Source organism: Sporosarcina siberiensis, assembly GCF_042681925.1.
GTDB lineage: Bacteria > Bacillota > Bacilli > Bacillales_A > Planococcaceae > Sporosarcina > Sporosarcina siberiensis.
Genome location: NZ_JBHUGI010000004.1, coordinates 44,776 through 64,676, shown reverse-complemented (window position 1 = coordinate 64,676; position 19,901 = coordinate 44,776). Strand labels below are relative to the sequence as shown.

General features: G+C 39.1%; 17 protein-coding genes and 2 pseudogenes. 5 read left to right on the top strand and 14 right to left on the bottom strand.

Annotated elements, in window-relative coordinates; genetic code table 11:
• Window positions 1-10: 10 nt before the first annotated feature.
• The 6 genes and pseudogenes from prpB to ACFSFY_RS01670 all read right to left on the bottom strand — a co-directional run bounded on the left by prpB (window position 11) and on the right by ACFSFY_RS01670 (window position 6,909).
• On the bottom strand, window positions 11-907 hold the full coding sequence (prpB, locus tag ACFSFY_RS01695) for a methylisocitrate lyase (RefSeq protein ID WP_381535443.1): 897 nt from the start codon (window positions 905-907) through the stop codon (window positions 11-13).
• Entirely contained in the window at window positions 904-2,301 is a 1,398-nt protein-coding gene (locus ACFSFY_RS01690) for an MmgE/PrpD family protein (RefSeq protein ID WP_381535442.1), read from the bottom strand. The genes prpB and ACFSFY_RS01690 overlap by 4 nt, the downstream gene beginning before the upstream one ends.
• A 2-nt stretch (window positions 2,302-2,303) precedes the next feature.
• Window positions 2,304-3,425: pseudogene (locus ACFSFY_RS01685) on the bottom strand (PrpF domain-containing protein).
• A 488-nt stretch (window positions 3,426-3,913) separates the two neighbouring features.
• A complete protein-coding gene (locus tag ACFSFY_RS01680) occupies window positions 3,914-4,732 on the bottom strand; it encodes a GNAT family N-acetyltransferase (protein WP_381535441.1) in 819 nt (272 codons plus the stop codon).
• A complete protein-coding gene (locus ACFSFY_RS01675) occupies window positions 4,729-5,874 on the bottom strand; it encodes a M20 peptidase aminoacylase family protein (protein WP_381535440.1) in 1,146 nt (381 codons plus the stop codon). The genes ACFSFY_RS01680 and ACFSFY_RS01675 overlap by 4 nt, the downstream gene beginning before the upstream one ends.
• Before the next feature lie 141 nt (window positions 5,875-6,015).
• On the bottom strand, window positions 6,016-6,909 hold the full coding sequence (locus tag ACFSFY_RS01670; protein WP_381535439.1) for a LysR family transcriptional regulator: 894 nt from the start codon (window positions 6,907-6,909) through the stop codon (window positions 6,016-6,018).
• A 129-nt stretch (window positions 6,910-7,038) separates the two neighbouring features.
• Between ACFSFY_RS01670 and hutG the strand changes: the two genes are divergently transcribed.
• Both hutG and gltS read left to right on the top strand, forming a co-directional pair.
• Window positions 7,039-7,986 (top strand): formimidoylglutamase, encoded by a 948-nt coding sequence (gene hutG, locus ACFSFY_RS01665; RefSeq protein WP_381535438.1) that lies wholly within the window; start codon window positions 7,039-7,041, stop codon window positions 7,984-7,986.
• Window positions 7,983-9,173 (top strand): sodium/glutamate symporter, encoded by a 1,191-nt coding sequence (gene gltS, locus ACFSFY_RS01660; RefSeq protein WP_381535437.1) that lies wholly within the window; start codon window positions 7,983-7,985, stop codon window positions 9,171-9,173. Before hutG ends, gltS begins: the two co-directional genes overlap by 4 nt.
• A gap of 322 nt (window positions 9,174-9,495) precedes the next feature.
• On the opposite strand, the gene ACFSFY_RS01655 is transcribed toward gltS, so the two are convergent.
• Entirely contained in the window at window positions 9,496-10,635 is a 1,140-nt protein-coding gene (locus tag ACFSFY_RS01655) for a M20 family metallopeptidase (protein WP_381535436.1), read from the bottom strand.
• Window positions 10,636-10,988: 353 nt separating this feature from the next.
• Here ACFSFY_RS01655 and sda point away from each other — a divergent pair, with 353 nt between their 5' ends.
• Entirely contained in the window at window positions 10,989-11,132 is a 144-nt protein-coding gene (gene sda / locus ACFSFY_RS01650; protein ID WP_381535435.1) for a sporulation histidine kinase inhibitor Sda, read from the top strand.
• 80 nt (window positions 11,133-11,212) lie between these two features.
• Here sda and ACFSFY_RS01645 read toward each other — a convergent pair whose 3' ends face one another.
• The 3 genes from ACFSFY_RS01645 to ACFSFY_RS01635 all read right to left on the bottom strand — a co-directional run bounded on the left by ACFSFY_RS01645 (window position 11,213) and on the right by ACFSFY_RS01635 (window position 14,833).
• Complete coding sequence (locus ACFSFY_RS01645; protein WP_381535434.1) at window positions 11,213-12,346, bottom strand: M20 family metallopeptidase; 1,134 nt, start codon at window positions 12,344-12,346, stop codon at window positions 11,213-11,215.
• 87 nt (window positions 12,347-12,433) lie between these two features.
• The gene (locus ACFSFY_RS01640; protein WP_381535433.1) at window positions 12,434-13,393 is read right to left on the bottom strand and encodes a dipeptidase; all 960 of its coding nucleotides are present in this window, start codon (window positions 13,391-13,393) and stop codon (window positions 12,434-12,436) included.
• An 18-nt stretch (window positions 13,394-13,411) separates the two neighbouring features.
• Window positions 13,412-14,833 (bottom strand): serine hydrolase domain-containing protein, encoded by a 1,422-nt coding sequence (locus ACFSFY_RS01635; RefSeq protein ID WP_381535432.1) that lies wholly within the window; start codon window positions 14,831-14,833, stop codon window positions 13,412-13,414.
• Window positions 14,834-14,924: 91 nt separating this feature from the next.
• Here ACFSFY_RS01635 and ACFSFY_RS01630 point away from each other — a divergent pair.
• Window positions 14,925-15,122 (top strand): annotated as a pseudogene (locus ACFSFY_RS01630) (helix-turn-helix domain-containing protein); the annotation flags it as partial.
• 84 nt (window positions 15,123-15,206) lie between these two features.
• Window positions 15,207-15,866, top strand: a complete 660-nt coding sequence (locus tag ACFSFY_RS01625) for a LysR family transcriptional regulator substrate-binding protein (RefSeq protein WP_381535431.1) — start codon at window positions 15,207-15,209, stop codon at window positions 15,864-15,866.
• Between the two features lie 106 nt (window positions 15,867-15,972).
• Here ACFSFY_RS01625 and ACFSFY_RS01620 read toward each other — a convergent pair whose 3' ends face one another.
• The 4 genes from ACFSFY_RS01620 to ACFSFY_RS01605 all read right to left on the bottom strand — a co-directional run bounded on the left by ACFSFY_RS01620 (window position 15,973) and on the right by ACFSFY_RS01605 (window position 19,828).
• A complete protein-coding gene (locus tag ACFSFY_RS01620) occupies window positions 15,973-17,001 on the bottom strand; it encodes an ABC transporter ATP-binding protein (RefSeq protein ID WP_381535430.1) in 1,029 nt (342 codons plus the stop codon).
• Window positions 16,998-17,999, bottom strand: coding sequence for an ABC transporter ATP-binding protein (locus ACFSFY_RS01615; RefSeq protein ID WP_381535429.1), 1,002 nt, complete (start codon window positions 17,997-17,999; stop codon window positions 16,998-17,000). The genes ACFSFY_RS01620 and ACFSFY_RS01615 overlap by 4 nt, the downstream gene beginning before the upstream one ends.
• Before the next feature lie 63 nt (window positions 18,000-18,062).
• Window positions 18,063-18,953, bottom strand: a complete 891-nt coding sequence (locus ACFSFY_RS01610; RefSeq protein ID WP_381535428.1) for a serine hydrolase — start codon at window positions 18,951-18,953, stop codon at window positions 18,063-18,065.
• Between the two features lie 23 nt (window positions 18,954-18,976).
• Window positions 18,977-19,828, bottom strand: coding sequence for an ABC transporter permease (locus tag ACFSFY_RS01605; RefSeq protein WP_381535575.1), 852 nt, complete (start codon window positions 19,826-19,828; stop codon window positions 18,977-18,979).
• Between the last annotated feature and the right edge of the window lie 73 nt (window positions 19,829-19,901).

Genomic DNA, 19,901 nt, shown 5'->3' with positions numbered 1-19,901 from the left:
CAACTCCTCTTCAATCCAAAATCGTTTTAGAGATTGTGCTGTCTAATTCTTCATACTCGAAATAGTTAAGGGTTTCATAAAGCTCTTTACGTGTTTGCATTTTTTCAACCGCATCTTTTTGCGACCCTGTTTCTTTAATTAATTGATAGACGTCTGAAATCGCTTTCGATGCAATGCGTAATGAAGTCACTGGATAAATGACCATTTTATAGCCCCATTCTTCGAACTGTTGTGCGCTGAAATAAGGCGTTTGCCCAAACTCAGTCATGTTCGCAAGTAGAGGTGCATCCACTTCCTTCGCAAAACGTCTGAACTCTTCTTCTGTTTGAAGTGCCTCTGGGAAAATCGCATCGGCTCCAGCTTTTATATACGCCTTTGCTCGCTCGATTGCAGCATCTATTCCTTCAACACTTTTCGCGTCTGTTCGTGCAACAATTACGATGTCTGGACTGGCTTTTCGTGCGGCAATCACTTTTTGAACCATATCTTCTGTTGAAACAAGTTTCTTACCGTTTAAATGGCCACATTTCTTCGGCAATTCCTGATCTTCCATTTGAATCGCCGCCGCTCCAGCATCCATCAATTCTTGAACAGTTCTTGTGACATTTAAAACACTTCCGAATCCAGTATCTATGTCTACTAACAGCGGTAATCCCGTTGCACGTGTAATTTCTCTAGTCCGCATCGCAAGTTCAGTGAGTGTAATTAACCCAAGATCTGGTAAACCTAAACTTGCTGAAAATGCAGCACCTGAAAGATATAATGTATTGAATCCTTGCTCCTTCGCAAGTAACGCGGCCATTGCGTCATGCGATCCGGGAATTTGAATAATTCCAGTATCTGAATTAAGTAAATTGCGTAAAGTAACGATTGGATTTTCTTCTTGGTTTCGTACGAGCCAGCTCATACAAGCACCTCCGCTTTTCTATGAAAACAGTTTACAAGCTCTTCGTAATCTGTTAAATTCTCAAAGTCTTTCAATATATTCAATCCTTTTATTTGTTGTTCTTCAGTAATAAAGTTCTGTGTTAAACGGAAAAACTTCTCTTCGATCTTTTCATCCGAAAATGGATTACCACTATGACCTGCAGGATGTTTCACAATCTCTACCAACTTTCGTCCGTCTTTCATCAATAGCGTAATTCGATTTGGATTTCCGTCCGGATAACCAGCGTTCATTTCATCCGTTACTTCAATAGTCATGATGGATTTCAAACGACTTAATGTTTTCTCAACCGAAAGTCGTTCTGGTGAAAATGTATCTAGATTAATTCCACCGTCTTCAAGTGCTGCCATAACAATAAAAGGAAGCGAGTGATCCGCAGTTTCTCTAGTTTCTGGAGCCCATTTTTGCTCGTCTTTCGCTAAAATATCATAAGCCATTTGGAACGTTTCAATATGCACTTGTTCAATGTCATCTGCAGAGTCAATTTGTTCATATAAAGTCAAAGCAGCTTCAATTGCACTTTGCGTCATGTATTCTACTGCCCAATTTTTCACGTACGTCTTTAAAATTCCTTCTGGACTGACAACGTTTTCGAACTTTTTCCCAACAGCTTCCGCGTCTAACTTTTGAGCGAGCATTTGATAATTCATTCCCATCGTTCCTTCAAACGGTTCAAAAGGTCCCTTCATTCCGCATTCAGCAAGTTGTATTGCAAAAACAGCATTACGTGCCGCATTGGCTGCTGCCGCTGCTTTCCACATGGAAATTTCACCGTTTCTCGTTTGTCGCATTGCCGCATGAGGAACAATTGCGAGTGCTAGAGCTTGTTCTGTTTGTTCTGTCGTAAAATCAAGCAAGTTCGCTCCGCCAACAACCGTTGCAACCGTTATATAATTTACATGATCCCAACCATTTGACTTCAAGCTTGCTGAATCACAGAAATTAACGCCCACTTCGTAAGCCGCTGCAATTGCAGCGATTAATTTCTTACTTGAAATTTTACGTTCCTCAGCAAGTGCGAATAGAGGTGCAATAACATCACTTGGATGCAATGGCTCTACCGATAAATACGTATCATTGTAGTCCAAATAACGAATCGCTGTCCCATTTGCAAACGTTGCATAATCGACCGCAACCTTTTTATCCGTACCAATAACAGAAGCCCCGCCTTGTTTCTCATACAGGTAAGAAAGCTTTCTTGCCGCAGTAGATGCATCAAATTCATATCCCGACATCAAACAAGCAAGTGTATCAATAACACGCCTCTTTACTTCCGCAACAACTGGTTCTGACAAGCTTTCATACGTTACCCCTTTTGCAAATTCAGCTAATGATTTTGTAATACGATCCGACATATTTATTCCTCCTCATTTTTTTCGGGAATATATATATTCCCCTTCATTATTCTCCGTGCTGTTCGTTCAAGTCCTACAGATTCCACATCTGTACTTTCATTGTTTAACTGCACTTGTACCTCCGCAATTCCATCTGGATGACCGATTCGAACGACTCGCATCTTTCCAGTATCCGTCATTCCAGAACAATCATTTGGAACCGTCCCAGGTAGAAGCGTTGCTGCCGCTAAATTGTATAAACCACTTCCAGCAAACGTCCTGTGAAAACGTCCCATTGAAACCATCTTTGCAACAATGTCTATTTCTTCTTTCTTTATTTCTCTTCCTGAAGACGTCACATAATCATGCGGGGGGGAAACAAGTGCGATTTTAGGTATTGCCGGCGCAACGGTTGCTTCCTCTATTGAATTCGTCAATCCCGATTGAACCGAAATTTCACATCTTGTTGATTCAAGGAAAGCCAGTAGTTCTTCCTCTGAAAAGTGTTTTACGGATTCCTGACTTATATATACAAACGGATTCACAATATCCACTACAGAAACATGAAGGTCTTTTTCATTAACAACAATGTCTGTTGATGTTCCTAAAGGAAATGTGCTGCCCGTTTTCCCGCCACCTGGCGATAATATATCCACATTGTATTTAGCCCCCGATAAAGTGAGTCCAGACATTTGATAATCCCCCGTTACTCGGGCCTTGCCGTTTATAATAGGCACTCTTATGCGGATCATCTTATCGATATTTGTATTGAACGCATTCACAAGCACATCCGTATTTCCACCTGCAGCAACCATTTGTTCGTCAACGGCATAAGCACCCACCGCTGCCATTAAATTTCCGCAAGTGCCTTTATCATCAACGACTTCTTCGCCAATTCCAATTTGATAAAACGTATAATTAATATCTGCCCCATCAACTGAAGGAGGGCCAATCACAACCACTTTACTCGTATGAGAAGTTCAGCTTCCCAGTCCATTTACTTGGGATACATTATAGGAATCAATACCATTTATAAAGATTTGTTCCATCTCTTGCCGATCATCGGGTAAATCCTTCGCATCGAAAAACAATCCTCTACTCGTTCCACCTCTGTAAACGACACATGGAACTGAAAACTGGCTCATGCACTCACTCCTTCATGTCTATATGTATAATTGTATACAATTATACATATTAGTTCAAGACAATCTTTTGAATTCAATGCATTTGGCCAATTATCACTGATTCTTTAGAATTGTTTTGAGGATATAACTGTTGAAGTGTCGGATACAATGCCAGAACTGTCGGATTTTCTTCGCTCAATGTCGGATATAATGTTCGAACTGTCGGATAACCAAAAAAACGCGTCACAACTGATTCAACTCAGTTGTGACGCGTCTTATTTTTTATTTTACAGTTGGAATCTCTCGTACATAATCTCCGTGAACAAAGAGTTCATTATACTCTAGCGAATCTGAAGCAATATCCAAATGGCTTCCAAGGCTTTAAAATACTGTTTTCAGGTTCTATACATGGAGTTACGCTTACACATTTATGTGAAAATCCACTAGAAAAACCAAACTCTATTGGGAGTGAATCGTTTGGAAGTTCTACTTGTAAGTATTTTTCGGCATTAGATTGTTAATAAAGGAATCGTATCTTTTTTAACCAATTGATAGAAATGGACTCTGTCGGTTGAGAGCTTGACCGTGACTACGCAATAACCAGCACTAAACAAAGTTTGAAAGATTTCTCTTGTTTTCATGCGCCAATCGAGGGCGAGTTCAGGTTCGTTTTTCTTGATGAACTGGAAGTCATGCGGGACTGGAACTTCAATTCCTTCGAGGTTGGTTGGAATTTCTACGACGGTAAGTTCAGGATTCCCTTGTTCGCTGTAATGGATTGGAAAAGGACATTCGTACGTTGAAATATCCGGGCTCCACTTTTCCTGGACGCGTTCACTCGTAATCCACCAGTCGATATTAAATCTGTCTGATGGTAGACCATGGTTCAGTCCGTCTTCCATCTCGCCGTAGCAATTTTCTAAGTACGTATCGCAAATCCCGTAAAGTTTTGAAATGTTGAGATAAGCATTTAGACTTTCAAGTGGATCAAATGTCCATCTTATAAGATCGTAGCCCAGTTCTTTTGCTTGAATCAGTTGTTCATCTTTTAATGCTTTGCCAATGCCCCGTTGTTGGTAATCAGGATGAATGCCCAACATATGAGAACATAAATGAAGCTTCCCATTAATCACTCCAGGAAATCCGTAGGAGAACCCCACAATTTCATTGTTAATGAAAGCACCTAACATTAATCCCCCATTTTTCGTGGAGGTAAATGTTTGGTGCACTGGAACCGGCTGAACTCCCCAAATAATTGTTTCTAGGCTTTGTATCAGTTTCATTTCCGTTGTTGTTTTCAAGCTCCGAACCGTTACAAATTCAGTCACGTAAACACTCCCTCTTCTTCGATTCGTTCGAAGGATAGAATTACTGCTCGCGCTAGGATTTCAATGCCCGTTACGATACTTTCTTTATTAAACGTCATTTTCGGGTGATGCAGTCCTGGGGATAAATCACAACCGAGTCCGAGCATTGTAGCTTTTACATTCGGTCTTTTTAATGTGTAGTAATGGAAATCTTCTCCGCCCGGTGTAACAATTGGTTCTGTCAGATATTCTTCACCCACAGTTTCTGTAATAGCTTGTGCCATCATTTCAACGGCCGCTTCATCGACCTCGGCTGCTGCGATTTCAGAACCAATTTCATAATCGATTTCAACGCCTGTCATCGCGGCTACAGAACGAACTACTTTCTTCACTTTATTCATTAATTCAATCATGACCGTGTTTGTTTGCGCTCGAAGATCCAAGCTGAAGACCGCGTTTCCTGGAATAATATTCGCCGATTCTCCGCCCGCTTGGAACATCGTCATTTTTACCGAATGCGGAACCATTGGATCTAAATGGATTGCTTTCAGTCCTTGTACAAGAAGTGAACCGACTTCAATCGCATTCTCACCAAGATGAGGTCTCGCACCGTGCGTATCTGTTCCTGTTATTGTTCCAGAGACCATTTTTGCAGAACCGTGCATAATTGCAGGTGATGAATAGCCGTGGCCAATTTCTTGGATGGGGCGTAAATGAACACCATACAAATAATCCACGTCATCGACAATACCTTTTTCTACGAATGCGAGTGCGCCTTTTCCTTTTTCTTCAGCAGGTTGGAAAATCGCTTTCAAGCGCCCCTCTTTTGGATAGCCCAATTTTTTCAAAACGAGCATCACACCTACACCTATCGTCATATGTGCATCATGTCCACATGAATGATTCGCTTGGTATACACCGTCTACTTCTTGCCAAAGTGCATCGATGTCTGCGCGAATTCCCACACATTTCCCACCAGATCCCACATTCACAACTAATCCTGTCGTATCGTCAAAAGTCGTTACATCAAAGCCTTCTTTTTCCATTAAACCTTGTAAATAGTTCGTCGTCTCAAATTCTTTCCAACTTATCTCAGGGTTCTTATGTAAATGGTCAAATACCTCTTCAACTACTGATCGTACTTCTTCAATTGCACTCTTCATCGACCATCAGCTCCTTCGCTCATTAGTTTCTAAGTTCCGTATCTTCATAGTCAATTTACCATATCTTGAATTGATTCACAAACCATTTTCTGAAATATCGGAATCCTGTTGAAGCGAACGAATTCATTCGAACATGCATTTTTAGTACGTATTCACTTTGAAATATTCTTTTGTTCCTTCTATAAACCTTAGAATTGCTGGCGAAAGATATCTATTTTTCATATATGTTAAATAAACGGTTCGGTTTAATGTTGGCGAATCAATTTTTTTACGAATAATTTCATGATCTTGTGGCCCTTCTAGATAACTTTCGGGAATCAATGCAATCCCTAAATTTTCACGCACCAAACTTAATGCCGTTTCAAAACGGTTAATTTCATATTTTATCAATGGAGTAACTTGTTCAAACTGAAATGCTTTTAATACATCATCTCTCGTTTGAAAACCTTCGCTCGTTATAATGAACGAATCATTTTCAAGTTCTTTCAGTCCAATTGTCTTTTCATTTGCGAGTGGATGGCTTTTATGTACAACCAGAACAAGATTTTCATTATACAGGGGAACCGTTTCAATATCGGATTCATGAATCGGTTGATTTGTAATGATTGCATGTGTTTCATATTTTCGTAAAGAGCGTTTAACATCCGCACCGCTTAAAACTTCCATAAGTTTAATTTTCATATTTGGAAACTCTTCATTATAATGGACAATAACTTTCGGTATCCACTGCTTAACCGATTCAATCATTCCGATTTCAAGTTCTCCATTCCCAATAAGTTTTACCTCTTTCATTTCCTTCTCAACAATATCCATTTCCAACAATAAATGAAGTGCTCTACCGTACAAGACATTTCCTGCTTCTGTTAATTTGATTGTTCTTGTACTTCGCTCAAGCAGCTGAAAACCCAGTTCACTTTCCAAGTTTTTAATCGCATTGCTTAATGAAGGCTGGGAAATATGCAATTTATGTGCTGCTTTTGAAAAACTCATATGCTCAACAATTTGTACAAAGTAATTCAATTGTTTTAAATCCATGTTTATTCTCCTTCCACACTTATAGGTACAGGCTATCAATTCATATCAATACTATATTAGATTTTATAAGTTTGCTCATATATAATTTAGAACAACACATATCTGAAAGTTCGGAAAGGATGTTTACGAATGAAGAAGGTTCCTGAAGGTATTTGGTCCGGAAGAATCGACCATCATACAAATAGATCGAGTTTTAGGATTCACCAAATAATCGAATTGGTAGAAGTTGAAGATTCTAAGTCGGTAAATAAGGCATGTGCACTCATCGGTTTTGAATCCGAAGAAGGCGTTCGTAGAAATAAGGGCCAACTCGGAGCTGCTGCGGCACCAAACGAATTGCGAAAAGAATTGGCAAAGCTTCCTTGGATGTTTTCGGACGACAAACGTTTAGTGGATATCGGTACTGTTGAATGTATTGGAAGTGAACTCGAACAAGCCCAGAAAAACTTAGGGAATGTTGTTTCAAAAGTTTTAACGAACAATGGTACACCAATCATTCTTGGAGGTGGACACGAAACAGCTTTTGGTCATTATTCCGGCGTTCGTAAATTCATTGGTAGTGATGCTTCACTTGGAATCATTAACATCGACGCCCATTTTGACTTACGTTCTTACGAAGAACAAACTTCTTCCGGTACGATGTTCAGACAAATTTTGGATACAGACAGTAATAGTAATTACCTAGTTCTTGGAATTCAGCGATACGGGAACACCAAAGAACTGTTTGATAAAGCAGACGAACTTCGTGTCGAATATGTTTACGAAGATCAAATGACGACCGGTAACACTGAATCTGTTTTGAACAATTTTATCGATAAACACGATTTTATTATGCTTACATTATGTACGGATGTTTTAAATGCAGCTTTCGCACCTGGCGTTAGCGCACCTTCACCATTCGGTCTCGACCCAAAAGTGGTTCGTGCAATTATTCAAACTGTCGCGTCAAATAAGAAGACGCTTTCATTTGATATTTCCGAAGTCAATCCTATTTTAGATGAAAATAATCGAACGGTAAAACTTGGTGCATATTTAGTTAATGAAGCAATCACATCATTTTTGGGGGGAAATAAATGAATTTAGAAATCAATCAAATAACAACTATTTTTCTTGCCATCGGACTTTTAGTTTTAGGTACATTTTTAGTAAAGAAAGTTGGAGTTTTACAAAAGTTTTGCATTCCAGCTCCGGTAGTCGGCGGATTGCTTTTCGCTTTATTTGCCACCCTGTTTAAATCACTCGGCTGGCTGGAATTTACTCTCGACACGTCTCTACAAAGTCTGTTCATGATTACTTTTTTCACTACTGTCGGTTTAGGAGCGAGTTTTAAACTCGTTAAACTTGGCGGAAAACTTCTGGTCATTTACTGGTTGGCATGTGGAGTTTTAGCTCTTGCACAAAACGTAATCGGTATTTCAATGGCCTATTTATTCAATCTACATCCGCTTATCGGATTGATGGCTGGTGCTGTATCAATGGAAGGCGGACATGGAGCTGCAACTGCTTTCGGGCAAACCATTGAAGATCTCGGCATCGATTCGGCACTTTCAATTGGTGTAGCGGCTGCAACATTTGGTCTTGTCGCAGGTGGTCTCATCGGGGGTCCAATCGTTAAGTATTTAATTACGAAATACGATTTAAAACCGAGTGAAACAGATGAAGATATAGGAATGCCAATAGTAGATACAGAAAAACCAATCGAAACAAATAAGTTTTTCACACAACTTTTACTCATTACATTTTGTATGTCCCTTGGTACGTATTTAGGCGGACTGTTCTCTACAGCAACCGGTTTTGTTCTTCCAGGTTATGTAGGTGCAATGTTCGTAGCTGTTATTGTTCGTAACATTGTGGATAAATTCAATCCGAAAGTGGTAGATATGAAGAGTGTTGGTTTAATAAGTGATGTGACGCTTGGAATTTTCTTAACAATGGCACTTATGAGCATTAAGCTTTGGGAAGTTGCGAACTTAGCTTTACCTTTACTCGTAATTGTTTTTGTACAAGTTGTCTTCATAGCTCTTTTCGGAATTTTCATCTTGTTCCGTGCGCTTGGCAAAGATTACGATGCTGCGGTAATGGTCGCTGGATTTACAGGTCATGGTTTAGGTGCAACTCCGAATGCAATGGCGAATATGGCTGCTGTTACTGAACGTTTCGGTCCATCTCGAAAAGCATTTCTTGTCGTGCCAATTGTCGGTGCATTTTTAATCGATGTATTTGCAATACCAATCATCATTACGTCTATTAATTTATTCCAATAAAAGAAAGGCGGAACCCTGTCCAACTCGACAGGATTCCGCATTTTTTTGTTGTTGTACAATACATATGCAACTAAAAATACCTATTATTACCCGTTGATTTCCGTTCCGATCGGACGCTTTCCACTAGCGAAGAATATAAACCATTCTTCTTAGGGGCACGGCTTCAGCCTCCTCGTCGCGAAAACCACGCTCCTGTGGGGTCTTCAACTCGCGCTAATCCCGCTGGAGTCGCCGATCTGCACTCCAATCAACTTGGTGTGGAGGGATATAAGTTCTATATAGTAGCTAGTGAACTTTTTTTAAATCCAATTCCTATTAGAGTTTACTCTTTTGTACTCAGCTTCTCAATTACACTCGCAAGAAGTTCAGTTCGTTCGACAAACGAAGGGATCTCCAAGTACTCTTTCTCCGTATGCGCATCTCCGCCGATTGGACCTAAGCCGTCAATGGTTGGAACTCCTGCTACCGAAGTAAAGGATGCGTCTGAGGCGCCGCCTGTTGCAGTGTCGGTTATATCAATACCAATTGTTGTACCAACCTGTTTAATAATATCCAAAAGCTGTATCGTTTTATCGGTCTTTACTAATGGCGGACGGTCAATTCCACCTTCAAGTCGTAAAGTTGTCCCAGGAATATCAGATACACTGCATATGTCTTCGATTTGTTTCGCAAGAACTGCAGCTTGTTCTGCCTTGTTAATGCGAATATCAATATGACCTACCGCGGTTGGCGCAACTGTGTTAACCGATTCTCCGCCTTCGATTAACCCCACATTCACTGTGATTCCTTCTTCATGATTCGTTAACGTATGCAACTTGATGATTTTATGTGCAAGTTCTTCAATTGCACTGATGCCGTTTTGTGGTTCAATTCCGGAGTGCGCTGCCTTGCCAGTAACGTAAAGCGAATATTCACCGCCGCCACGTCTTGCTGTAACTAGGGAACCATCTTTTCGTGCAGGTTCCATGATCAGCGCATATTTTTTACCTGTTGCCTGCTGTTCAATTAAATCTTTAGATGTTGGAGAACCAATCTCTTCGTCGCTGTTTAGAACAATACGAAGATTTTCAAAACCTGTACGTTTATTGGCAATTAAAGCTTTCACGGCATACAACAACGAAACTTGACTCGCTTTCATATCAATCACACCTGGACCATATGCACGTCCCTCTTTAATCGTAAACGGTCGCTCACTTGCAGTACCGTCCTTAAAAACAGTATCCATATGCGCCACCACTATGATTTCAGGGTTGTTTGACTGTTCATATTGAATCAATAGATTATTACCGTTATTCGACTCCTTGATCACTTCAACAGTAAAGCCCAAATCTTCATATTCGCTTTTAAGTATTCCCCCTACTTCATCTATACCTGCCTTATTTGCGGATCCAGAATCGATGTTTACGAGGCGTTCGAGCAATAAAAGCATTTCTCCTTCTTTACTTTGTAAATAGTTCTTCAAATTAACTCTCCCCTTTCCATCCTTATTAGCATATCAATAGTTAACTAGAAAAGAAATATCCATATCTAATTGGCAATTGCTTTTCAATTAAACCAAAGAATCTTTCGACAAAAACTGCGTTAACCACGTCTGTGGATAAGTTTACACACATTATACCACTAGACCGCCATGTGTTTAAGTGTGTTGCCCACAGACTACCCACATGTTACCCACACTAAGTTGTGGATAACAGAACGGTTGTTCCAATTTCATATGTATGGTAAATTAAGAGTAGTTGCTCCCACTTACCATACTATTCTAATTCCTTTAACAATAGAACAAAATACAGCTTTAAATTGGAGGCGAGATTTCTAATGAAGAACCTATCAAATGAACTGTTGATGGATTGTTATCACCAAGCGATTGTCTTGAAGCTATGTCCAGGTTTTATAGAGTTAATCGAAAATGAAATTCGACGTCGCTCTGAAAATTTTTATCAAACAAAGGTTTCTTTGTAATCACTTCATGATTCACGCCCATACAAAAACAGACTCTCATCGTTTCTCTTCAAGCATAATCCTTTAATGTCGCATACTTCTTAGTCACTTAGTTTCCCAATCAGTTTTGCCAATAAATTTGTTCGTTCAACAAGTGAAGGAATCTCAAGATACTCATCTTCACTATGTGCATTGCCACCGACTGGGCCCAATCCGTCTACGGTTGGAACACCGATCGCAGAGGTGAAGGAAGCATCAGAACCACCACCTGTTGAAACATCTGTTATTTCCATCCCCAGGCTTGAGCCAACATCTTTTATGAGGTTCAATAATTCAATTGTCTGCACGTTTTTCACCATTGGAGGTCGGTTCATTCCGCCCTCCAAAACAATTGAAGTTCCAGGAACGTCAGCCGTTTCACATATCTCTCTTATTTTCTGCATAAGAATGTCCGCCTGTTCCTTCCGACTTATTCGAACGTCTACATGCGCAACTGCCGATGGTGCAATCGTATTCACTGATTCACCGCCTTCAATTAATCCTACACTTACACTTATTCCTTCATCGTGATTTGTTAAAGCGTGTAATTTCACTATTTTATGAGCCAATTCTTCAATTGCACTAATGCCATTTTGCGGTTCAATTCCCGAATGTGCTGCTTTTCCTTTCACAAAAAGTGAAAATCTACCGCCGCCCCTTCGCGCACTAACGAGAGCACCATTTTTGCGTGCAGGCTCCATTATTAGTGCGTATCTTTTCCCCTTTGCTTGGGTTTCTATGAGTTTTCTAGAAGTGCCTGACCCAATTTCCTCATCACTGTTTAACACAATCTGTACATTCCTAAATCCATTGCTATCAATTGAAATCAATGCTTTCAGTGCATACAGCAATGCAACTTGGCTTGCTTTCATATCAATAACTCCAGGTCCATAGGCACGGCCATTTTTCATCGTAAAAGGTCGTACAGCAGCTGTTCCATCTCGGAAAACGGTATCCATATGCGCGAGCAATATGATTTCAGGAGTTGCAGCATCTTCATGTTGTATAACGAGATGATTTCCTCGTTCACTTTCTTTATACGTCTCTACACGGAAACCTAACTTTTCATACTCGGCTTTTAAGATTCCACCAACTTTATCAATCCCCGCCTTATTTGCCGAACCAGAATCGATATTCACAAGTTTCTCAAGTAATAACAACATTTCATTTTCCTTAGTTAACAGGTATTCCCTCAATTCAATGGACCCCTTTCTAAATAGAAAATGTGCCTGTTATATCCGCTGTAAAAAAGTACTTTGGACATAACGGACACACTTGTAGTTTTAAACTTTCAATTTTGGTCGGTTATTCAAGAAGTTTTCTGAAGTAAATCCTCTTACTTCTTCTTCAGTATATTTTTTTAGCAACTCATTCACTAAATTAGGATATTTAGATGAATCTTCCAATCCAACAATATATCGATCAATACCATCGAAATCAGAGCCAAATCCGATGTTTTTAACGCCGCCCAGTGAAATAATATGGTCGATATGATCAAACAATTCACTATAACTTGCGGATTGACCGTCTTTTTTAATGAATTCAGCATAAAAAACAACATGAATGAGACCGTTTTTCTCAATCACAGCTTTAATTTGCTCATCGGTTAAATTTCTTGGGTGGTCGCAAAATGCACGAGTATTTGAGTGACTTGCGATTACATAATCCGACAACTCTAGTACATCCCAAAATCCTTTTTCTGATAGATGAGAGACATCCGTAAACACCTGGTGCTCATTATTCAATAGGACAACTTCTTTTCCGAGCTCCGTCAGTCCAGCTCCGCGTGGTTCTCCAGCGCCGTCCGCACATAGATTTGGGTTGTTCCAAGTTAAACCAATAGACAAGACGCCAAGACGGTAAAGATGTCGGAGTTTGCTTAAATCATTTCCAAAGGCATCTGCACCTTCCAATGTTAAGACTGCGCCAATCTCGCCATCTTTTAAGTCATCAAGATCTTCCCATTTCTTAATATGTTTCATTGCCGGATTCTTTCCTAGGATTTCTGTATAGAACAAATCGATTTGCTCTAAAGCGTGTTGCCATTTTTCATCGGAAAGAACATCTGGAAAAATAAAGATTGCAAAAAATTGCGCCAGTACATTTCCTTCTTGTAAACGATGTACATTCGTTTCAATTTCAACGGAATCGGTAAAATTCAAGGGTTCTACATTGTAACGTTTCCCTCTTTTTGCTTCTTGAAGTTTTAAAAGTGCATCACAGTGCGTATCGATGATTTTCATTTTAAAAAAGCCCCCTGATTATTTTTTGTCTTTACGTATTTGTCTCGAACTATAGAATATCCGATCGACACTACCTGTTTCATTCGTTACAAATCGAATCACATCTTCTTTATTCTTTTCAATTCCAACAAAACTATTGCTTCCTACATGTCGAAGTGGATTGTACATACCTTCAGTAAAATGCCTTAACTGACCCTTGTTGACATCGATTTTCACATTCATACCTTCACCCGAAGTGTAAGAACCGGCGAACTTATCGAGCTTTGTCTCATCTATCCACTCTGTCTCTAAAAGGAATCTTGTCGCATCTGCTTGTCTTCCTTTCAGAACATTTAACGCTCCCTTTAATAATTTTCCAGACGGAACACTAGCAAGACTCGACAATGCAACGCCCGTCAAACCGCTTTCAGGGAGAACGACCATTAAAGAAGAAACACCTTTCAGACCTCCACCATGTTCAATAAGGGGTTCCCCGTAATAATCAGGTGTAATTCGTAAACCATACCCATAATAAGTACCTTTTTCATATTCGAAATGAGGATAAATCATCTGGTCTACACTATCCTTCGATAAAATCCGGATACCGTCAACCATTCCTTCATTCCGGAAAATTTCGAGATATCTTAAAATATCATTCATTGTTGATTTTAAATATCCAGCAGCTCTCATTGCCGGTGCATCCCACCAAATTTCTGTCGGATATACATGAACTCCTTCTTCAGACGTTTTTGCCGCATATAGCGTAGTCACATCATCAAAACTGTTTAATTTCTCTATGTCAAAGAAGCTTCTTGTTAATTTTGCTGGTTTTAAAATATGTTCACTTACGTAAGTTTCATAGGATTGCCCACTTACTCGGCTAATAATTACTCCAAGTAGTCCATAAGAGTCGTTCGAATAACTAAATGAATTTCCAGCCTTGTCTAGCGGCTCGTAGTTCAGCTCCGCAATAAAGTTAAACATGTCTTCATATGTATCAATTGCACTGCCAATATTGTTCACCAAATTTAAATCCAAATAATCTTTTGCAGAAGGGTCCGAATCTATGCTCCGTTTTCGAGCGAACACATGCGTAGAAATCGGTGGAATTCCCGCCGTGTGCGTCATTAAATGATGAATCGTAATCTCTTTTGTTTTCTCCATGTCCGCAGTTCGAAATTCTGGTAAATAGTTCAGAACTTTATCATGAACAGATAGTTTGCCTGCTTCTTGGAGTTTCATAATTGCCACACATGTGAAGGATTTGGTCATCGATGCAATCCCAAAGATAGTATCCCCAGTGATTTCCAGTTCACTTTCCACATCACGATAGCCAAATCCTTTTTCATATAGGCGCTCGCCATCCTTGTTCAAAGCAATTCCCACGCCGGGAATATGGTTTTCTACTACTAGTTTTTCAGCATACGTTTCAAATGGTTTCATCTCATCTTTTTCAATCATTACTAACAGCTCCTATAGGATTTATAATAAATGCATCTTTCTTATTATTATAACAATGATATAATAGTAATGTTCTAAATAGCGAAATCTTATTAACCGACTGGAGGGATTCCCCATTAACTTCTTTAATCTACGTTATTTTTTTGAAATAGCGAAAACGTTAAACTTCACTAATGCCGCAAAAAATATAAACATCTCACAACCCGGCTTAAGTCAACACATCAACAACTTAGAAAACCAATTAGGGTTTAAACTTTTCAATCGAACAACAAAGAATGTAAGCCTGACCGCAGAGGGTAAATTCCTGCACAGTAAACTAGCAAGCTCTTTCCAGAAAATCGAATCTACTTTCGAGGATATTCAAAAAAATATCATGTTGCCGATTTCCAATTTAAAGATGGCGATGGTTCCTTCCGCAGCAATCACGATTTTACCTAGAATTCTTAACATCGCACATCAAAGATTTCCCAATCTCAATCTACTGCTTGAGGAAACTGATTCTGTAAATGCATTAAATTTAATGCTTGATAAAAAGTGTCAGATCGCACTCATACGAACACCGCAAGACACAAGTTTTTTAGCTGAATCCGGTTTGAATTACAGAGAATTGCAAAGGCACCCAATTAAGCTCATTGTATCCTCAGACCATGAATTGGCAAAGCGTGATGAGGTATTGTTGTCTGAGTTAAAAAACGAACGATTTATCAGTCATCACAAAGTTCATTCCGCTTCCCTACATTTTTTATTTGAGAAAGCCTGCTTTTATGAAGGATTTACTCCACAATCCATTTGTGAGGGGTCAGAATTACACACTATACTCACATTAGTCTCTCACAATATTGGCGTTGGGATTATGCCAATGGATATTCTTGAAGTTTCAAATTCATTTAATGTAAAAGCGCTTGATATAAAAAATCAAAAGTTGGAAAGCTCGATAACGATAATATGGGGGGATAGTTTTTACCTAGATTCACTCATCGAAGAAGTGATTCAAATTATCAATCCTTGTGAAAAAGAACTAATACTACATTAAAACCCAGTTAAAGAGAGCTCTTACAAGCTCTCTTTAAAATGTTCACACTCTTATTCAAAAGTGCCTTCACATTTCATACTGAAAACCCTTCAAAATTGTATAATCTTTATCTGATGCCAATCAACTGTTCTTTTTTAACATCACTAAACTCAGATTTATATTCTTCATCGTACATATGACAACTTACAAACTGTCCTGGACTTATTGTGGTTTCTCTTGGTGTAATTTTTCCACACACATCTTTACTAAAACGACATCTCGGATGAAATGCGCATCCACTCGGAGGGGATGACGGACTTGGAACATCCCCTCTTAATATAATTCGTTCTTTTTTTGCATCAGGATCTAAAGAAGGTACGGCTGACATGAGTGCCTGTGTGTAAGGGTGTAAAGGTTTTTTAAACAACTCTTTTTTATCGGACATCTCAACGATTTTCCCCAAATACATCACACCTATTCTGTCACTTACATGCTTCACAACGCTTAAATCATGTGCGATAAAAATATATGTTAATCCTAATGTGTTTTTCAAGTCTTGAAACAAGTTCAACACTTGCGCTTGTACAGATACATCTAAAGCAGATACCGGTTCATCAGCGATTATTAACGCCGGATTTACAGCGATTGCTCGAGCAATTCCAATACGTTGCCTTTGACCTCCACTGAATTCATGAGGATACCGTCCAATATGGGTAGGACTCAGACCAACAATCCCTAATAATTCTTTGACCTTTGCTCTACGGTCCTTCGAATTCTGACCTAAATGATGGGTTGATAAGGCTTCTGTTAAAATTGAACCTACAGTCATTTTAGGATTCAGCGAAGCAAAAGGATCTTGGAATACAATTTGAATTTCACTGCGTATTTTTCTTAAATCAGATTTATTCAGCGTGGTCAATTCCACTCCATCAAACATCACAGATCCTTCTGTCGGTTCGATTAGACGAAGAATACTTCTACCCATCGTTGATTTTCCACATCCACTTTCTCCAACAATTCCTAGAGTTTCACCTTTATTCACATGAAACGAAATTCCATCCACAGCTTTCACAAAACTTTTTTCTTTATTTAGCAATCCCTTTTTAATTGGAAAGTGTGTTTTTAATCCCTCTACAACTAGTAATGGCTGATTCAAGCGAACACCTCCTCTTTTTCATACAACCAACACCTAACCGTTTGTGATTCCAACTTAAATAACGGAGGATTCTCTTGGTAACATTTTTCATGTGCATGTTCACAGCGAGACCTAAACGGGCATCCCGATGTTATCACGCCGAGATTAGGCACATTCCCCTCAATCGGTTTAAGTCGAACTTCATCGTCTTCGTCAATATTAGGAATGGAGTTTAAAAGTCCTACTGTATAGGGGTGTTTAGGCTGTTTGAATAATGTACGGACGTCTGCTTCTTCAACTATTTGGCCGTAATACATAACCATGACCCTGTCTGCCATTTCCGCTACAACCCCTAAATCATGGGTTATTAACAATATGGCCGTTTTATATTCCTCTTGCAATGTGTTCATTAAATCCAATATTTGTGCTTGAATCGTTACATCTAGTGCGGTAGTTGGTTCGTCAGCTATAAGTAAGCGAGGATTGCATGCCATTGCCATAGCAATCATCACTCGCTGCCTCATTCCACCTGATAATTGATGTGGAAATTCTTCAATTATCGCTTCTGGCCTGGGAATTCCGACTTTTTTTAATATTTCTATGACTTTTGATTTGATATTGGATTTGTTCGCTAGTGAATGTAATAGAAGAACTTCTCCGATTTGTTTCCCGATTCTATGTACCGGATTTAGTGATGTCATTGGTTCTTGAAAAATCATAGACATAGCATTTCCGCGAATGGACCTCATTTTCTTCTCTGAATAAGAATTTACATCTTCACCTTCAAGCAGTATTTGACCATCTATAATGCTTGAGTTTTCAGGTATTAGTTTCATAAGTGAAAGCGCAGTAACACTTTTCCCGCATCCAGATTCACCTACCAAACCAACCGTTTCGCCTTCATGAATATGGAAGTTCAAATCCCTTACTGCTGATAATAGACCACCTTCATCATTTTTAAAGGAAATGTTCATTTCCTCCACTTTCAGTAATTCTTTTTCATATGTTTTGCTCTCCATTAACGCACCTCCTAATTTTCTTTTTATAAAGTAAGGGTGCTGGATTTTCTGCAATTACTAAACTCATTTCCCACAAAAATGTTCGTAAGCAATTTGGGAAATGCGTGCAATTGGTTCGTCGCCTTTATATTCTAGCGAATTCCCAATTGAATAAACCGTAATTACAAATGCCCCTTTGTTTTCGGGTAAATCAACAATACCAGCATCATTGAACATCGATCCGAGGCTTCCCGTTTTATTTGCAACAGTAGTATTTCTAGGTAATTTGCCACCGATTCGTTGTTGATATTGTTGCTTTAACAAAATTTGATATATTGCCGATGAACATTGTTCTGAAACAAATGTGCCAGAAGCTATTTGTTCCAATAATAGGCACATATCTTTTGGAGAACTCATATTGTTTTCTACGCTTTCCTGAAAGACAGTTCCACCCAATTCATATCCGCCTTCTTCTAGACATTTAATGATTTGATCGGAAAGCTCTTTTGTATAGGGTTCCGGTGTAATTTCAGCACATAGACTTAATAATTCCCAAATGGAGTGTCGAACATGAATATTTTCAAGGCCAATACTTCGCATTTTCTCTTGAACTCTATCAGCACCGCCAACAATAGTTAATATTTTGTCGGTGGCTAGATTGTCGCTCACAATGATCATCATTGTCGCTAGGTCTTTAATCGTTGGTTCGATTCCACAATCCATTGTTTTAAATACACCCGATCCCGGGACAAAGTCACTTTCTTCTATTTTCACTCTTTTTGTTAATTCAATTTCTCCTTTTTCCACTAAATCAAATAGAGTCGCTAAAATTGGCACTTTTACTACACTAGCCATTTGGTATAAACGATCTCCTTGAATATTAACCTCTTCTTTTGTTTCTATATTTTTAATATATATGCCAAAGGAAGCATCTATTTCATTAATATACGATTCAATTTTCGTCTTTAAACTCATGGAATCTCTCCTATACTATTGTATTAGTTCGACCTTGGATCTAATGCATCTCTTAGTCCGTCTCCTAATAAGTTAAATCCTAATACGACGAGCATAATAGCGAGACCAGGGAATAGCGTCATCCACCAAGCCTGACTCAAGAATGATTTACCAACAAATACGAGCGCTCCCCATTCAGGGTTCGGTGGTTGTGCTCCTAAACCTAGGAAGCTCAGTGCAGCAGCCGCCAAAATTGTACTTCCGAATTCAAGTGTTGCTAATATAATTATCGGAGAAGTAACGTTTGGTAAAATATGTTTCACAATAATTTTCCAATCTTTAACTCCTAACGCTTTTGATGCTTCTACAAACTCTGTTTCTCGAATCGATAATACTGAACCCCTCACTACTCTTACAAATGACGGAATTACAGCAATTGCAACAGCTATCATAGCATTTGTCAGTCCAACACCTAAAATAGCCACAATTGCAATTGCCATTAAAAGTGAAGGGAAAGACATGAGTATGTCCATAACTTGCATGATGTATATATCCAATCTTCGATAATATCCTGCTATCACACCTAGAAACACACCGACTGTTCCGGATATAGAAACAGCGAAAAGGCCCATAAGTAATGAGACTCGGCCACCGTGAAGCATACGGGTCATTATGTCTCTTCCAAATTCATCCGTTCCGAGCCAATGTGCAGCACTAGGTCCCATTAAACTGTCTTCGAAATTCATCTCGTTTACAGGATAGGGCGATATCACTGGTGCCAAAGCAGATGTGATGATAAAAAACAGTAAAATTCCTGCTCCAACTAAAGCTCCTTTGTTTTTCTTTAACTTTTTAAAAAATATTCCTGCTCCGGACTCTATTTTTTCTTCATTCATATTGGAATCAGGATATTTTAGCGCTAGTTCACTACTATTTAATTGCTTCAGAATAATCGCTCCTCTCAAATTG

Excerpts from the sequence above, each read along its gene's own strand:
- prpB (WP_381535443.1), bottom strand. The coding sequence starts at position 907 with ATGAGCTGGCTCGTACGAAACCAAGAAGAAAATCCAATCGTTACTTTA.
- ACFSFY_RS01690 (WP_381535442.1), bottom strand. The coding sequence starts at position 2,301 with ATGTCGGATCGTATTACAAAATCATTAGCTGAATTTGCAAAAGGGGTA.
- ACFSFY_RS01675 (WP_381535440.1), bottom strand. The coding sequence starts at position 5,874 with ATGAAGAGTGCAATTGAAGAAGTACGATCAGTAGTTGAAGAGGTATTT.
- ACFSFY_RS01670 (WP_381535439.1), bottom strand. The coding sequence starts at position 6,909 with ATGGATTTAAAACAATTGAATTACTTTGTACAAATTGTTGAGCATATG.
- hutG (WP_381535438.1), top strand. The coding sequence starts at position 7,039 with ATGAAGAAGGTTCCTGAAGGTATTTGGTCCGGAAGAATCGACCATCAT.
- gltS (WP_381535437.1), top strand. The coding sequence starts at position 7,983 with ATGAATTTAGAAATCAATCAAATAACAACTATTTTTCTTGCCATCGGA.
- sda (WP_381535435.1), top strand. The coding sequence starts at position 10,989 with ATGAAGAACCTATCAAATGAACTGTTGATGGATTGTTATCACCAAGCG.
- ACFSFY_RS01640 (WP_381535433.1), bottom strand. The coding sequence starts at position 13,393 with ATGAAAATCATCGATACGCACTGTGATGCACTTTTAAAACTTCAAGAA.
- ACFSFY_RS01635 (WP_381535432.1), bottom strand. The coding sequence starts at position 14,833 with ATGATTGAAAAAGATGAGATGAAACCATTTGAAACGTATGCTGAAAAA.
- ACFSFY_RS01625 (WP_381535431.1), top strand. The coding sequence starts at position 15,207 with ATGTTGCCGATTTCCAATTTAAAGATGGCGATGGTTCCTTCCGCAGCA.
- ACFSFY_RS01615 (WP_381535429.1), bottom strand. The coding sequence starts at position 17,999 with ATGGAGAGCAAAACATATGAAAAAGAATTACTGAAAGTGGAGGAAATG.
- ACFSFY_RS01610 (WP_381535428.1), bottom strand. The coding sequence starts at position 18,953 with ATGAGTTTAAAGACGAAAATTGAATCGTATATTAATGAAATAGATGCT.
- ACFSFY_RS01605 (WP_381535575.1), bottom strand. The coding sequence starts at position 19,828 with ATGAATGAAGAAAAAATAGAGTCCGGAGCAGGAATATTTTTTAAAAAG.